This is a genomic window from Cereibacter johrii, from assembly GCF_001720585.1.
GTDB classification, from domain to species: Bacteria; Pseudomonadota; Alphaproteobacteria; order Rhodobacterales; family Rhodobacteraceae; genus Cereibacter_A; species Cereibacter_A johrii.
This window is the reverse complement of the sequence record NZ_MABH01000225.1, coordinates 1-13,583: the sequence shown is the minus strand read 5'-3', so window position 1 is coordinate 13,583 and position 13,583 is coordinate 1. Positions and strand designations below refer to the sequence as shown.

Annotated in this window: 21 protein-coding genes; 17 read left to right on the top strand and 4 right to left on the bottom strand. The window is 69.4% G+C overall.

What is annotated here, in order from left to right; translation table 11 throughout:
- The first annotated feature begins 48 nt into the window (after positions 1–48).
- The 12 genes from A9O63_RS18675 (at position 49) to A9O63_RS18620 (ending at position 8,138) form a co-directional block, all read left to right on the top strand.
- On the top strand, positions 49–585 hold the full coding sequence (locus tag A9O63_RS18675; RefSeq protein ID WP_069333256.1) for a GNAT family N-acetyltransferase: 537 nt from the start codon (positions 49–51) through the stop codon (positions 583–585).
- Positions 582–1,112 (top strand): GNAT family N-acetyltransferase, encoded by a 531-nt coding sequence (locus A9O63_RS18670; RefSeq protein WP_069333255.1) that lies wholly within the window; start codon positions 582–584, stop codon positions 1,110–1,112. The genes A9O63_RS18675 and A9O63_RS18670 overlap by 4 nt, the downstream gene beginning before the upstream one ends.
- Positions 1,109–1,669: a GNAT family N-acetyltransferase gene (locus tag A9O63_RS18665; protein WP_069333254.1), complete on the top strand. Its 561-nt coding sequence runs from the start codon at positions 1,109–1,111 to the stop codon at positions 1,667–1,669. The genes A9O63_RS18670 and A9O63_RS18665 overlap by 4 nt, the downstream gene beginning before the upstream one ends.
- 38 nt (positions 1,670–1,707) lie before the next feature.
- Complete coding sequence (locus tag A9O63_RS18660) at positions 1,708–2,007, top strand: chorismate mutase (RefSeq protein WP_009563093.1); 300 nt, start codon at positions 1,708–1,710, stop codon at positions 2,005–2,007.
- Positions 2,008–2,046: 39 nt separating this feature from the next.
- On the top strand, positions 2,047–2,397 hold the full coding sequence (rpsP, locus tag A9O63_RS18655; RefSeq protein ID WP_009563092.1) for a 30S ribosomal protein S16: 351 nt from the start codon (positions 2,047–2,049) through the stop codon (positions 2,395–2,397).
- Between the two features lie 101 nt (positions 2,398–2,498).
- Positions 2,499–3,008 (top strand): ribosome maturation factor RimM, encoded by a 510-nt coding sequence (gene rimM, locus A9O63_RS18650; RefSeq protein ID WP_002721394.1) that lies wholly within the window; start codon positions 2,499–2,501, stop codon positions 3,006–3,008.
- Between the two features lie 153 nt (positions 3,009–3,161).
- Complete coding sequence (locus A9O63_RS18645) at positions 3,162–4,028, top strand: hypothetical protein (RefSeq protein WP_069333253.1); 867 nt, start codon at positions 3,162–3,164, stop codon at positions 4,026–4,028.
- 61 nt (positions 4,029–4,089) lie between these two features.
- Complete coding sequence (gene trmD / locus A9O63_RS18640) at positions 4,090–4,926, top strand: tRNA (guanosine(37)-N1)-methyltransferase TrmD (protein ID WP_084296052.1); 837 nt, start codon at positions 4,090–4,092, stop codon at positions 4,924–4,926.
- A gap of 48 nt (positions 4,927–4,974) precedes the next feature.
- Positions 4,975–5,349 (top strand): 50S ribosomal protein L19, encoded by a 375-nt coding sequence (gene rplS, locus A9O63_RS18635; RefSeq protein WP_002721387.1) that lies wholly within the window; start codon positions 4,975–4,977, stop codon positions 5,347–5,349.
- Between the two features lie 12 nt (positions 5,350–5,361).
- Positions 5,362–5,583 carry a 50S ribosomal protein L31 gene (gene rpmE, locus A9O63_RS18630; protein ID WP_002721385.1) on the top strand — a complete coding sequence of 74 codons (222 nt, stop codon included), beginning with the start codon at positions 5,362–5,364 and terminating at the stop codon, positions 5,581–5,583.
- Between the two features lie 212 nt (positions 5,584–5,795).
- A complete protein-coding gene (locus A9O63_RS18625) occupies positions 5,796–6,605 on the top strand; it encodes a division plane positioning ATPase MipZ (RefSeq protein WP_069333252.1) in 810 nt (269 codons plus the stop codon).
- Positions 6,606–6,632: 27 nt separating this feature from the next.
- A complete protein-coding gene (locus A9O63_RS18620; RefSeq protein ID WP_069333251.1) occupies positions 6,633–8,138 on the top strand; it encodes a malonate--CoA ligase in 1,506 nt (501 codons plus the stop codon).
- 34 nt (positions 8,139–8,172) lie between these two features.
- Here A9O63_RS18620 and A9O63_RS18615 read toward each other — a convergent pair whose 3' ends face one another.
- Positions 8,173–8,526 (bottom strand): ArsR/SmtB family transcription factor, encoded by a 354-nt coding sequence (locus tag A9O63_RS18615; RefSeq protein ID WP_011841832.1) that lies wholly within the window; start codon positions 8,524–8,526, stop codon positions 8,173–8,175.
- A 207-nt stretch (positions 8,527–8,733) separates the two neighbouring features.
- Here A9O63_RS18615 and A9O63_RS18610 point away from each other — a divergent pair, with 207 nt between their 5' ends.
- From A9O63_RS18610 to A9O63_RS18590, 5 genes are all read left to right on the top strand, one after another.
- Positions 8,734–9,069, top strand: coding sequence for an AtpZ/AtpI family protein (locus A9O63_RS18610; RefSeq protein WP_002721377.1), 336 nt, complete (start codon positions 8,734–8,736; stop codon positions 9,067–9,069).
- A 3-nt stretch (positions 9,070–9,072) separates the two neighbouring features.
- Complete coding sequence (locus A9O63_RS18605) at positions 9,073–9,858, top strand: F0F1 ATP synthase subunit A (protein ID WP_009563085.1); 786 nt, start codon at positions 9,073–9,075, stop codon at positions 9,856–9,858.
- Between the two features lie 52 nt (positions 9,859–9,910).
- Positions 9,911–10,147: a F0F1 ATP synthase subunit C gene (locus A9O63_RS18600; protein WP_002721372.1), complete on the top strand. Its 237-nt coding sequence runs from the start codon at positions 9,911–9,913 to the stop codon at positions 10,145–10,147.
- A gap of 69 nt (positions 10,148–10,216) precedes the next feature.
- On the top strand, positions 10,217–10,759 hold the full coding sequence (locus A9O63_RS18595; RefSeq protein ID WP_069333250.1) for a F0F1 ATP synthase subunit B': 543 nt from the start codon (positions 10,217–10,219) through the stop codon (positions 10,757–10,759).
- A gap of 5 nt (positions 10,760–10,764) precedes the next feature.
- Entirely contained in the window at positions 10,765–11,319 is a 555-nt protein-coding gene (locus tag A9O63_RS18590; protein ID WP_069333249.1) for a F0F1 ATP synthase subunit B, read from the top strand.
- 126 nt (positions 11,320–11,445) lie between these two features.
- On the opposite strand, the gene A9O63_RS18585 is transcribed toward A9O63_RS18590, so the two are convergent.
- The 3 genes from A9O63_RS18585 to A9O63_RS18575 form a co-directional block, all read right to left on the bottom strand.
- Positions 11,446–12,213, bottom strand: coding sequence for a FadR/GntR family transcriptional regulator (locus A9O63_RS18585; RefSeq protein WP_069333248.1), 768 nt, complete (start codon positions 12,211–12,213; stop codon positions 11,446–11,448).
- 206 nt (positions 12,214–12,419) lie between these two features.
- A complete protein-coding gene (locus A9O63_RS18580) occupies positions 12,420–13,106 on the bottom strand; it encodes an OmpA family protein (RefSeq protein WP_069333247.1) in 687 nt (228 codons plus the stop codon).
- Between the two features lie 114 nt (positions 13,107–13,220).
- Positions 13,221–13,583, bottom strand: a 363-nt coding sequence (locus A9O63_RS18575) for a methylated-DNA--[protein]-cysteine S-methyltransferase (RefSeq protein ID WP_141703126.1), incomplete at its 5' end; no start/stop codon positions are given.

The following is a 13,583-nucleotide window of genomic DNA, read 5'->3' as shown; positions in this document are numbered from 1 at the left end:
CCTCCCCGCCATCCGGCGGCCGGAGGCGCGTGGCCCGGAGGGGCGCGCATGAGCCTGCCGTTCGAGATCCCGGTCCTGCGGACCGACCGCCTCGTCCTGCGCGGCCCGCGCGAGAGCGACCTGCCCGCGATGATCGCCTTCGGCGAGAGCGACCGCACGCGCTTCATCGGCGGGCGGCAGGACAGTTTCGGCACCTGGCGGATCTTTCTCGCCGGCATCGGCCACTGGGCGCTGCGCGGCTACGGCATGTGGTCTGTCGATACGCACGAGGGCGCCTTCGTGGGGCGTGTCGGGGTCATCAACCACATCGGCTGGCCCGAGCCCGAACTCGGCTGGCACCTCTACGAGGGCCATGAAGGCAAGGGCTACGCCCGGGAGGCGGCGCTCGCGGTGCGCGACCACATGCAGGTCCGCCTCGGCATGGGGCCGCTCATCTCCATGATCGATGCCGAGAACTCCCGCAGCCTCTCGCTGGTCCGGCGCCTCGGTGCCAAGCTCGAACGCGCCTTCGAGGAGGGCGGCCGGCTCATCCATATCTACCGCCACCCGTCCGACGAGGACGGCGGGATCGAGGCCTACGCATGATCTCGGTCACGGGAAGCCCCGCCCTCACCACCGAACGGCTGACGCTGCGGATGCCCGCGGCGCGCGACTGGGAGCCGATCGCGGCCTTCCTCACCGGCGAGCGGGCCCGCTTCATCGGCGGGGCGCTGCCGCGCGACAAGGCCTGGCGCGCCTTCGGCCACATGGTCGGCCACTGGGTGCTGCGCGGCTACGGCATGTTCGTCTTCACCCGCCGCGGCAGCGACGAGGCGCTGGGCATGGTCGGCCCCTGGTTCCCCGAAGGCTGGCCCGAGCACGAGATCGGCTGGTCGGTCTTCACCGACGCGGCCGAGGGGCAGGGCCTTGCCCGCGAGGCGGCCGAGGCCGCCCGGCGCCATGCCTTCCAGAACCTGGGCTGGAAGACCGCCGTCAGCTACATCCATCCCCACAATGTCCGCTCGATCGCCCTGGCCGAGCGCCTGGGGGCCGTGCGCGACGCGGCGGCGGCCTTCCCGGGCGACGGGCCGACGTTCGTCTTCCGCCACCCCGGCCCCGAGGCGCGCGGATGAGCGAGCCCTGGACCCATCCCCTGACACGCTCCGCGGCGATGCAGGCCGCGAGCCTCGCGGCCGCGGTGCCCGAGCTCGCGACCCCGCGGCTGCGGCTCCGCGCCCCCCGGCTCGAGGATTTCGCCACCTATGCCGAGATCGTGGGCTCCGACCGCGGGCTCGGCATAGGCGGACCGATGGGGCCCTCCGAGGCCTGGAACGATTTCTGCCGCATGGTGGCCACCTGGCTCCTGCGCGGCCACGGCCTCTGGTCGGTCGAGCGCCGGGGCGAGCTTCTGGGCTTCGTGCTGATCGGCATGGAGCCCGGTGACCGCGAGCCGGAACTGGGGTTCCTCTTCACCGCCGAGGCCGAGGGTCAGGGCCATGCGCAGGAAGCGGCCGAGGCCGCCCGCGCCCATGCCTTCGGCGCGCTGGGCCTGCCCGGTCTCGTCTCCTGCATCGCCCCCGAGAATTTCCGCTCGCGCCGGCTGGCCGAGCGGCTCGGGGCCCGTCCCGATCCGGGCACGCTCGACGGCGTGCTCGTCTACCGTCACCCCGTGCCGGAATTGTCCGTATGAGTGCCCCGCGTCCTGAACATCCGGAGGATCCCGTCCCCATGACCGATGCTGCCGCCGCCCGCGCCCAAGGCCTGCTCCGCGACCACCGCGACAGCATTGACCGGCTGGATGCGATCCTGGTCTATACGCTCGCGGAACGGTTCAAGCAGACCCAGGCGGTCGGGCGGCTGAAGGCCGAGCACGATCTTCCTCCCTCCGATCCCGCGCGCGAGGCGCGCCAGATCGAGCGGCTGGAATGGCTCTCGAAGGAGGCCGACCTGGATCCGGAGTTCGCCAAGAAATTCCTGAACTTCATCATTTCCGAAGTCATCAGGCATCACGAGAAACTGCAGAAATGACCGGGCCCGCCCGGTGACAGCCAAGACAGGAGAAAACCCATGGCTATGAAAATCCGTCTCGCCCGTGGCGGTTCGAAGAAGCGTCCGCACTATTCCATCGTCGCCTCCGACAGCCGGATGCCGCGCGATGGCCGCTTCCTCGAGAAGCTCGGCACCTACAACCCGCTTCTCGCCAAGGACAGCGAGGACCGCATCAAGATGAACCTCGAGCGCGTGCAGTACTGGCTCGCCCAGGGCGCGCAGCCGACCGACCGCGTGGCCCGCTTCCTCGAGGCCGCGGGCCTGAAGGAAAAGGCCGTGCGCAACAACCCCAAGGCCGCCGTGCCGGGCAAGCGCATGGCCGAGCTGGCCAAGAAGAAGGCCGACCGGGCCGCGGCTTCGGCCGAGTGATCCCCACGGGCGGCCCGTTCGGCGGGCCGCCCGGATCCACGGACGGCGGGGCGGCCTCCGGGCGCGTCCCGCCGACCCTTCGCATTCTTCCGGGGCCGAAGATGACCAAGACCGACCGCGTCTGCGTGGGTGCCATCGCCGGAGCTTTCGGCGTGAAGGGCGAAGTGCGGCTGAAGTCCTTCTGCACCGAGCCGACCGACATCGCCTCCTACGGCCCGCTCTCGACCGAGAAGGGCGACCGCAGCTTCCGCGTGACGCTCACCCGGCCGGTGGCGGGCGGGCTCGGCGCGCGTCTGTCGGACGTCACGACGAAGGAAGAGGCCGACGCCCTGCGCGGCGTGGGGCTCTATGTCGACCGCGCGCGGCTCCCCTCGCTCGGCGACGACGAATTCTATCACGCCGACCTGATCGGGCTCGAGGTGCGCGACACCGGGGGCGCGCTTCTGGGCCGTGTCCATGCCGTGCACAACCACGGGGCCGGCGACATTCTCGAGGTCGCCGGCGCGGCCGGGCGCGAGGGGCTCCTTCTGCCCTTCACCCGCGCCGTGGTGCCGACGGTCGATCTGGCTGCAGGCCGCATCGTGGCCGACCCGCCCGAAGGGCTCGACTGAGCGTCAGCCCTTTCACTCTGCCCAAATATCCTCGGGGGTCCGGGGGCAGACAGCCCCCGGCGGCCGGCCCGCGTCCCGAATTCAGCCCGTCCTCGCCCAACCTTCACCACTTTTGCGCCCGATCCTTCCCGCAGGACCGCAAAAGGTGATCCCATGCCGCTCGGGCTTCAGCTCCGCCTCTCGCTGCTCTTCACGGCCTTTCTCTATCTCGGGCCGCTCCTCGCAGGGCTCGGCGGACATCCCTGGCCCGTCGTGCCGCCCTTCGTTGCGCTCTTCACCCTCTGGACCATGGTGATGCGGCCCGCGCACTGGCCGGCCGATCCCTCGGGATGGCGCGAACCGCAGGCCCTGGTCCGCGCGGCGGCGACGGTGGTCCTGCAGGGCGGTCTCGTGCTCCTCCTCCTCGCCGTCGGGCGCGGCGCGGCCGGCCTCCTGCCCGGTCCCGTGGCGATCGAGATCTCCCTGCCGCTCACCCTCGCGCTGCTCTCCATCCCCTTCTCGCGTCTCACGCTCGAGCCCGAGCGGCTGGCCTTCGCCCATGGCTACATCGACGAGGTGCCCGAGGAGCTCGCGGTCGAGCTCGAGGGGCAGCGGGCGGATCGGCTGGTCGCTCCCTTCTTCCGGCTGCCCGACGAGACGGACGAGGCGGACCTGATGGCGCGCCTCGTGGCGCTGGCGCCCGCGCTGACCAGCGCGGCCCTCCTCGATGCGCTCGACCGGGGGCTGGGGGAGACACGGGACGGCAGCCTTGCCGCGCGGCGGGCGCTGATCCTGCAGGCCACCTCGGTCGCCGCTGCCGACACCTGTCCCGGCCGGGCCGAGCCGGTGCGCGCCCTGCGCGTGGCGGGCAGCGACCGGGGTCTCCTCCATCTGCTGACCCTGCGCCTGCAGGACCTGCTCGAGCAGCGTCCCCAGGCCGAGCCGGACTGCCCCTCGATCGCCGCGCTCCGGGCCGCGGCGACCCATGCCACGGCGCTCGACCGCATGGGGCTGCGCCGCGGAGCGTCGCGCGCGGCCTGAAGCGCGCTCCCCCCGATCCGCGCCCTTGCCCGCAAGGCCGGTTTCGCTCATACCGCGCGCCATGAGCGACCCGACCGATGCCCCCCGATCCCATGGACGGCTGTCCATCCGCCCCTCGCTGCAGCCGCGCGAGCTGGGCGGGCCGCCGGTGCTGAAGGGTGCCTGGCAGGCACGGATCGTCACCCTCTTCCCCGAGGCCTTTCCCGGCACGCTGGGCCTGTCGCTGACCGGCAAGGCGCTCGAGATGGGGCTCTGGTCGCTCGAGACCATCGACCTGCGCCCCTTCGGCGAGGGCCGGCACCGCAATGTCGACGACAATCCCGCGGGCGGCGGGGCGGGCATGGTGTTGCGCGCCGACATCGTGGCCCGCGCGCTCGATGCCGCGTCCGTGGGCACCCCGCCCGAGCGGTCGCGCTGGCCGGTGGTCTATCTCTCGCCGCGCGGTAAGCCCTTCAGCCAGGCCATGGCGCGGGACTGGGCCGGGGCCGAGGGCCTGACCCTACTCTGCGGTCGGTTCGAGGGCGTCGACCAGCGGGTTCTCGATGCCTATGCGGTCGAGGAGGTCAGCCTCGGCGATTTCGTCCTGACGGGGGGCGAGATCGCGGCTCAGGCCTTGATCGACGCCACCGTGCGCCTTATACCCCGCGTGCTCGGGAATCATGCGTCCACCGAAGAGGAATCCTTTTCGGAGGGACTTCTTGAATTTCCGCAGTATACACGGCCGACCGTCTGGCAGGATCGCGCGATCCCGGAGGTTCTTCTCTCCGGCCATCACGCGAAGATCGCCCGCTGGCGGAGAGCCGAGGCCGAGAGGCTGACGAAGGAACGCAGGCCTGATCTCTGGCGGGCTTACTGCGCGGCGCGCGGTAGGGACCCGGATGAAGACCGAGAGCTCTGAGGCGGCATCACTTCGCGGGGCAACCGCGAGCATTGGAAAGGACTTGCGATGAACCTGATCGCGCAACTCGAGGCCGAGCAGATCGCTGCTCTCGGCAAGACCATCCCGGACTTCAAGGCCGGCGACACCGTCCGCGTCGGCTACAAGGTGACCGAAGGCACCCGCTCGCGCGTGCAGAACTACGAAGGCGTCGTGATCGGCCGCAAGGGCGGCAACACGATCTCCGCCTCGTTCACCGTGCGCAAAATCTCCTTCGGCGAAGGCGTGGAACGCGTGTTCCCGCTCTACTCGACCAACATCGACTCGATCGAGGTCGTCCGCCGCGGCCGCGTCCGCCGGGCGAAGCTCTATTACCTCCGCTCGCGCCGCGGCAAGTCGGCCCGGATCGCGGAAGTCACCAACTACAAAGAAAAATCCGAGTAAGGAGCGGCGGACATGAAAAAGGGCATCCACCCCGACTACCACATGATCGACGTCAAGATGACGGACGGCACCGTGTTCCAGATCCGCTCCACCTGGGGCAAGGAAGGCGAACAGATGGCGCTCGAGATCGACCCGCTCGCCCACCCGGCCTGGACCGGCGGCACCGCCAAGCTGATGGACACCGGGGGCCGCGTGTCGAAGTTCAAGAACAAATACGCGGGCCTCGGCTTCTGAGCCCGGATCCCAGTTTTTTCGCGAAGGGCGCGCCTCGGGCGCGCCCTTTTGCATTGGGGGGCATCGGGCGGGGCCGCGCCCGGATCCTGCCCCCTCCGCTGCGCTCTTCGCGCCATGGCGGCGGGCGGGAATGGGGCCGCGTCCCGCGGCGCCCTTGCGCCGATGCCGGACAGCGGCTAGTCGCGGACACAGGGCAAGAATGAGGGCTTCCCGTGGCGCATATCATCGTGGTGGGCAACGAGAAGGGCGGCTCGGGCAAATCCACCACCTGCATGCATGTGGCGACCGCGCTGGTGCGGCTGGGCTTCCGGGTGGGGGCGCTCGACCTCGACCTCCGCCAGCGCAGCTTCGGCCGCTATGTCGAGAACCGGCTGGCCTTCGCGGAAAGCTCGGGCCTCTCCCTGCCGATGCCGGACTATCGCGTGCTGCCCGAGGCGGAGGAGAGCGAGGTGCCCGAGGGCGAGAACCCGCTCGACGTGCGGATGGCCAAGGCCATGGCCGCGCTCGAGCCGGTCTCGGACTTCATCCTGATCGACTGCCCCGGCTCGCACACGCGGCTGAGCCAGGTGGCCCATTCGCTGGCCGACACGCTGGTGACGCCCCTGAACGACAGCTTCGTCGATTTCGACCTTCTGGCCCGGATCGATCCCGAGACCGGCAAGGTCAAGGGTCCCTCGATCTATGCCGAGATGGTCTGGAGCGCGCGCCAGTTCCGGGCACAGGCCGGGCTGAAGCCCATCGACTGGATCGTGCTGCGCAACCGCCTCGGCGCGCAGCAGATGCACAACAAGAAGAAGGTGGGGGCGGCGCTCGAGGATCTCTCGCGCCGGATCGGCTTCCGGGTGGCCGCGGGCTTCTCCGAGCGGGTGATCTTCCGCGAGCTCTTTCCGCGCGGGCTGACGCTTCTCGACCTGCGCGACACGGGGGTGGAGCAGCTTAGCCTCTCCAACATCGCGGCGCGGCAGGAGGTGCGTGACCTGCTGATCGAGCTGAAGCTGCCGGGGGTGAAGCCGGACTTCTGATCCCCGGCCCAAGGGAGGGAGGACCCAATGGCCAATCCGTTGTTCGATGCGCTGTTCGCCCCGCTGGAAGGGCGGACGAGCGATCTCATGATCCTGAAGGACGGCACGCGGCTGAGCGGCGACGCCTTCTTCCGCCTCCTCGCCCGGACGGCCCATGCGCTGCGGGCGGAGGGGCTGGGCCCGGGCGACCGGATCGCCGTGCAGGTCGCCAAGAGCCCCGAGGCGCTGGCCGTCTATGGCGCGGCGGTGGCGCTGGGCGCGGTCTTCCTGCCGCTGAACACCGCCTATACGCCGGCCGAGGTGGACTATTTCCTCGGGGATGCCACGCCGCGGATCTTCCTGTGCGACAGCGCGCAGGCCCCGGAACTCACGCCGGTGGCCGAGCGGCACGGGGCGCGGCTCCTCACGCTCGACGCGGACGGATCGGGCGATCTCGCGCAGAGGATGAGGGGCCAGCCCGAAGAGATGGCCGCCCGGCCGCGGGGCGCCGAGGATCTGGCGGCGCTTCTCTATACGTCGGGGACGACGGGCCGCTCGAAGGGCGCGATGCTGAGCCAGCGCAACCTGTTGTCGAACGCGGAGACTCTGGCCCACCTCTGGCGCTTCACCGAGCGCGACGTGCTGATCCATGCGCTGCCGATCTTTCACACCCACGGCCTCTTCGTCGCCTCGAACGTGACGCTCCTGACCGGCGGCTCGATGGTCTTCCTGCCGGGCTTCGATCCCGAGGCGATCCTGCGCTGGATGCCCGAGGCCACGGCGCTGATGGGCGTGCCCACCTTCTACACGCGGCTTCTAAGCGACCCGCGTCTGACGCGCGCGCTTGCAGCCAACATGAGGCTCTTCGTCTCCGGCTCGGCCCCGCTTCTGGCCGACACCCATGCCGAATTCGAGGCCCGCACCGGCCACCGCATCCTCGAACGCTACGGCATGACCGAGACCAACATGTCCACCTCGAACCCCTACGAGGGCGAGCGGCGGGCGGGCACGGTGGGCTTCCCGCTGCCGGGGGTCGATCTCCGGATCCTCGCCGAGGGTCGCGAGGTGGCGCCGGGCGAGATCGGCGTGATCGAGGTGCGGGGGCCCAACGTCTTCCAGGGCTACTGGCAGATGCCCGAGAAGACCGCCGAGGAGCTGCGCCCCGACGGCTTCTTCCTCACGGGCGATCTCGGCTGCCGCGACGGCGAAGGGTATGTGCAGATCGTCGGCCGCCAGAAGGACCTCATCATCTCGGGCGGCTACAACATCTACCCCAAGGAGGTGGAGCTTTTGCTCGACGAACAGCCGGGCGTGCTGGAAAGCGCGGTGGTGGGGCTGCCCCATCCCGATCTGGGCGAGGCGGCGCTGGCGGTGCTGGTGCCGCGGCCGGGCGTGACGCTGGAGCCGCAGGCGGTTCTGGAGGCGCTCGCGGGCCGGCTCGCGCGGTTCAAGCAGCCCCGCGCGGCCGTGCTGGTCGAGGAGCTGCCGCGGAACACGATGGGCAAGGTGCAGAAGACCCTTCTGCGTGCGCGCTATGCGGGTCTCTTTGCCTGAGGGCCGGAGCCCGTAGCCGGCGGCGAGGGGCCCGTCAGGAGGCGGCCGCGTCGGGCAGCTCCGGCGGCTCCTCCAGTTCGCGCGCGAGGAACCGTTCGAAGGCGTCGAGGTTCACCGGCTCGAACTGGCCGAAGCCCTGCATCCAGACCGAGGCGGCCTTCAGCGCATCCGGCTCGAGCTTGCACCATTTCACCCGGCCGCGCTTTTCCTGCGTGATGAGCCCCGCCTCGGCCAGCACCTGAAGATGCTTCGAGATCGCGGCCAGCGACATGTCGAAGGGCTCGGCCACGTCGGTCACGGCCATGTCGTCCTCGAGCAGCATCGTCAGGATCGCCCGCCGCGTCGGGTCGGCCAGGGCCGAGAAGATGATGTCGAGCGTGCAGGCCATGACCTTCATGTGACGCGGGGCCGCGGCATCGTCAACCTCCGGGTTGAATGTGCCGGAGGCCTCCGTTAGCGCCCAAACCGGGCCGAAGGCCCTCGGGCCCCGCTCACAAAATGAAGTAAATTCAATGGGTAAGTCTGGGTAAATGGTTGCTTGACTCAGTTGCCCCCCCTGCTTAGGAAAGCCGGGACTGTTGAAGGGACGCTCAGAATGGCGGACGAGCCCGATCCCGACCGGCTGCGGGCGCTGGAAGAGCGGATCGCGAAGGCGCATTCGGGCCGCCAGATCAAGCGTTCCGGCGCAGGCAAGGGATTTTCGCAGGGTGAAGTCGCCTGGCGGATGGTGATCGAGCTGGTCTCCGGCATGCTGCTGGGCCTCGCGATCGGCTACGGGCTGGACTGGGTGTTCGGCACGATGCCCATCTTCCTGATGATCTTCGCCCTGCTGGGGTTCGTCGCCGGGGTGAAGACGATGCTGCGGACCGCGCAGCAGCTTCAGGCGTCGAATCGGGACAGAACGGCAGACACGTCTGCAAAAGGGGATTGACGCGTGGAAACGGAAGCCGAGCACACCGGGTTGGCCATTCACCCGATGGACCAGTTCATCGTGAAGAAGCTCTTCTGCCACACGGAGAGCACCGCCCCGATGAACGAATGCACCACCAACATCCACTGGTATGACATCACCAATGTCACCATGTGGATGGCGATCGCGGTGCTGGTGATCGCGGCGATCCTCGTGCTCGGGACCCGGCGGCGGGCGATCGTCCCCTCGCGCAGCCAGTCGGTCGCCGAGCTTCTCTACGGCTTCATCCACAACATGGTCGAGGAAGTGACCGGCCACGAGGGCGTGAAATACTTCCCCTATGTGATGACGCTGTTCCTCTTCGTGCTCTGCGGGAACGTGCTGGGCCTGCTGCCGCTCTCCTTCACCACCACGAGCCACATGGCCGTCACCGTGCCGCTCGCGCTCATGGTCTTCGTCGGCGTGACCGCGCTCGGCTTCATGAAGAACGGCCCGGGCTTCCTCAAGATGTTCTGGGTGACCTCGGCGCCGCTCGCCATCCGTCCGGTTCTGGCCGTGATCGAGGTGATCTCCTACTTCGTGCGCCCCGTCAGCCACTCGATCCGACTTGCCGGCAACATGATGGCCGGCCACGCGGTGATCAAGGTGATCGCGGGCTTCGCCTCGATCGTGGTGGTCTCGCCGGTCGTCGTGGGCGCCGTGACCGCGATCTATGCGCTCGAGCTGCTGGTCGCCGTCGTCCAGGCCTATGTCTTCACCATCCTGACCTGCGTCTATCTTCGTGACGCGGTGGGCGACGCCCACCACTGAGGTCGGACCCCGAAAACCCTCAATTGACCATTCCACCAAGGAGCTGAATGCTATGGAAGGCGATATCGCAGAAATGGGCAAATTCATCGGCGCGGGCCTGGCCACCATCGGCCTCGGCGGCGCTGGGATCGGCGTGGGCCACGTTGCTGGCAACTTCCTCGCCGGCGCCCTCCGCAACCCGTCGGCCGCTCCGGGCCAGATGGCGAACCTCTTCGTCGGCATCGCCTTCGCGGAAGCTCTCGGCATCTTCTCGTTCCTGATCGCGCTCCTGCTGATGTTCGCCGTCTGATGACGGCGAACCCGGCCGGGCGGGCCTCGTGCCCTTCCGGCCGGAGCATCGGGGCTGCAGGAGAACGAGATGGAAACCGAAGTGCATGAAGCGGCGGGTGCGGCCGGCCACGCTGGGCAAGCCGTCGGCATGCCGCAGCTCAACTTCGACTACTGGCCGAACCAGATCTTCTGGCTTCTGGTCACGCTGGTCGCGATCTATTTCCTGCTGACGCGGGTGGCTCTGCCCCGGATCGGGGCCGTTCTCGCCGAACGTCGTGGCACGATCACCAACGATCTGGCCGCGGCCGAAGAGCTGAAGCAGAAGGCCGTTCTGGCCGAGAAAGCCTATAACGAGGCGCTGGCGAAGGCCCGTGCCGAAGCGCAGGCCATCGTTGCCGAAACCCGCGCGGCCATTCAGGCCGAGCTGGACGAGGCCACGGCGAAGGCGGATGCCGAGATCTCTGCCAAATCGGCGGAGTCGGAGGCGCGTATCGCCGAGATCCGGGCCGGTGCGCTGCAGAGCGTCACGGAAGTGGCGAAGGACACGGCCGAGGCGCTCGTGGCGGCTCTGGGCGGCAAGTCCGACCCGGCTGGCGTGGATGCGGCTGTCGCTGCGCGGATGAAGGGGTGAGCGGGATGAAGAAGCTCTCGATCCTCGCGGCGCTGGCCGCGTCGCCGGCGATGGCGGCCACGGGGCCGTTCCTGTCGCTGTCGAACACCAACTTCATCGTCACGCTATCCTTCCTCCTCTTCATGGGGATCCTTCTCTACGCCAAGGTTCCGGGACGCATCCTCGGGATGCTGGACAAGCGGTCGGTGCAGATCCGCACCGAGCTGGAAGAGGCCCGCGCGCTCCGTGAGGAAGCGCGCACCATCCTCGCCTCCTACGACCGCAAGCAGAAGGAAGTGCAGGAGCAGGCGGCGCGCATCGTCGCTTCGGCACGGGACGAGGCGCAGGCGGCGGCCGAACAGGCCAAGGCCGATCTCCGGGCCTCGATCGCCCGGCGCGTCGCCGCGGCCGAGGACCAGATCGCTTCGGCCGAAGCCGGCGCGGTGCGGGCGATCCGCGAGCAGGCCGTGTCGGTGGCCGTGGCGGCCGCAGCCGACCTGCTCTCGCGCCAGATGACCCCGGCGGCGGCCTCGGCCTCCATCGACGAGTCGATCAAGGAAGTGGAAGCCCGCTTCCACTGAGCGCCTTGCGTCAGAAAAGACAGGGCCCGGTCCGCGAGGACCGGGCCTTTGTCATGGCTCGCAGGCCGCTAGGGCGAGGAAGGCCGCCGAAGGCTTGCGCCCGGACCGCGCGGTGCCGGAGAGGCCTCAGCGGTTCCGCTCGTGCTCCAGCCGCTGGCGCGCGACGGCTTCGTGCCGCTCCGACCGCAGGCCCTCGGTCACTGCCTTCTCCACATAGGACAGATGCGTCTCGACCGCCGCCCGGGCCTCCTGCGGGTCGCGCGCCTGCAGCGCCGCATTGATGCGCCGGTGCTGGTCGAGCAGCGACTCGCGCGTCGTGCGCTGCCGGAACATCATCTGTCGATTGTAGAAGACCCCGTTCCGCAGCAGGTCGAACATCGAGCGCATCATGTGCAGCATGACGACATTGTGGCTCGCCTCGATGATCGCCATGTGGAACTGTGCATCGAGCGCCGCCTCGTCGGAGGGATCGCGCTTCAGATGCGCGGCTTCCATCTTGCGGAAGATCGTGTCGATCACCTGAAGGTCGGTGTCGGAGGCGCGCACGGCCGCCCGCTCGGCCGAGAGGCTCTCGAGATCCCGGCGGAAGTCGATATAGTCGAACACCGCCTCTTCGTGGCTTGCGAAAAGCTCGACGAGGGCGGGGGCGAAGGCCGATCCCAGCACCTCGGCCACGAAAATGCCCGAGCCCGGCCGCGAGACGAGAAGCCCGCGCTCCTGCAACTCGGCAATGGCGTCGCGGAGCGAGGGGCGCGAGACCCCCAGCCGCTCGGACAGGTCGCGCTCGGAGGGCAGCCGCTCTCCCGGCCGCAGGATGCCGCGCAGGATCAGAAGCTCGATCTGCCGCATGACGCTCTGCGACAGCTTCTCGGACTGGATCTTCTGGAACGGCATCGGAGCTCCCCTCGAACTGGTCAGAATCTATGACCGCGGGGGCGGAAGCTCAACGGCAAAGGCGGCGCGGGGCCTGCCCGCCGGTGGAGGCCGGAGCCGCTACGCCAGGGTGCGTCCTGTGCCCGGCGGTTGTCGTCCGAGAGGGGCGGCCGGAGGCCGGCACGCGGCCTCCGGCGGAGGGCGGGCCAGAGGCCCGCCCGTCCGGATCACGAGGTCGGGCGGATGATGATGTCCACGCGACGGTTCTGGGCGCGGCCCTCGGGCGTCAGGTTCGAGGCGATGGGCTGGTCTTCGCCGCGGCCGATGGCCGAGACGCGGTAGGACGGCACGCCATTGCCGATCAGCACGCCCGCCACCGACTGGGCGCGGCGCATCGACAGGTCCTGGTTGTAGGCCGCCGATCCGGTGCTGTCGGTGTGGCCGACGACCGCGATGTTCGAGTTCGGGTAGCGCAGCAGGTTCTGCGCGACGGCGCCAAGGTCGCGCTGCAGGTCCGGGCGCAGGTTGGCGCTGTCGGTCGCGAAGAGGATGTCCTGCGGCATGGTCACCACCAGCTCGGAGCCGGTGTTGGTGACGCTCACCTGGCTGTTGCCGATGGAGTTGCGGAGATCGGCCGCCTGACGGTCGAGCGCCGAGCCCACGGCGCCGCCGAGGATGCCGCCCACGGCCGCGCCCACGACCGCCTTCTCGAGCTTGTTGTCGCTGGCCGAGGCGCCGACGAGACCACCGAGGATCGCACCGGTGGCGATGCCGGTGGAGGCGCGGGGGTTTTCACGGGTGTAGCTGCCGGGCGCGCCCATGCCGGGGTTGCCGCCGGTTGCGTAAGGGTCGCAGCCTGCCAGAAGCACGACGCCGGCCGTCATCAGCACAAAGGGGGATTTCACGATCTTCATTGCCGCCTCACGAATTGTCCTTGGCTCCCGGGGATGGGTGCATCCCTGCATATTGCACAAGCGTCGCGCGGGGGAGAGGGTTCCGGGGGCGGATATGGCGAAAAGCTGCCGAGATCACGCGATTGCGTCCGCGCGGGCCGCCTCCCACGCCAGCATGGCGCGCTTGACGGGCAGGCCCCAGTGGTAGCCGCCGAGCCCGCCCGACTTGCGAAGCGCCCGGTGGCAGGGGATCAGGAACGAGATCGGGTTGCGCCCCACCGCCGTGCCCACGGCCCGCACCGCCGTGGGATGGCCGATCGACTGGGCGATCTCGGAGTAGGTGGTGACATGGCCCGAGGGGATGCGCAGCAAGGCCTCCCAGACCTTGATCTGGAACGGCGCCCCGATCAGATGCAGATCCGTCCCCGCGCCGCCGAAGGCCGCCTCGGCGAGCGGGGCCACGCGGTCGCGGTCCTCGGTCAGCCGCGCGGCCGGCCA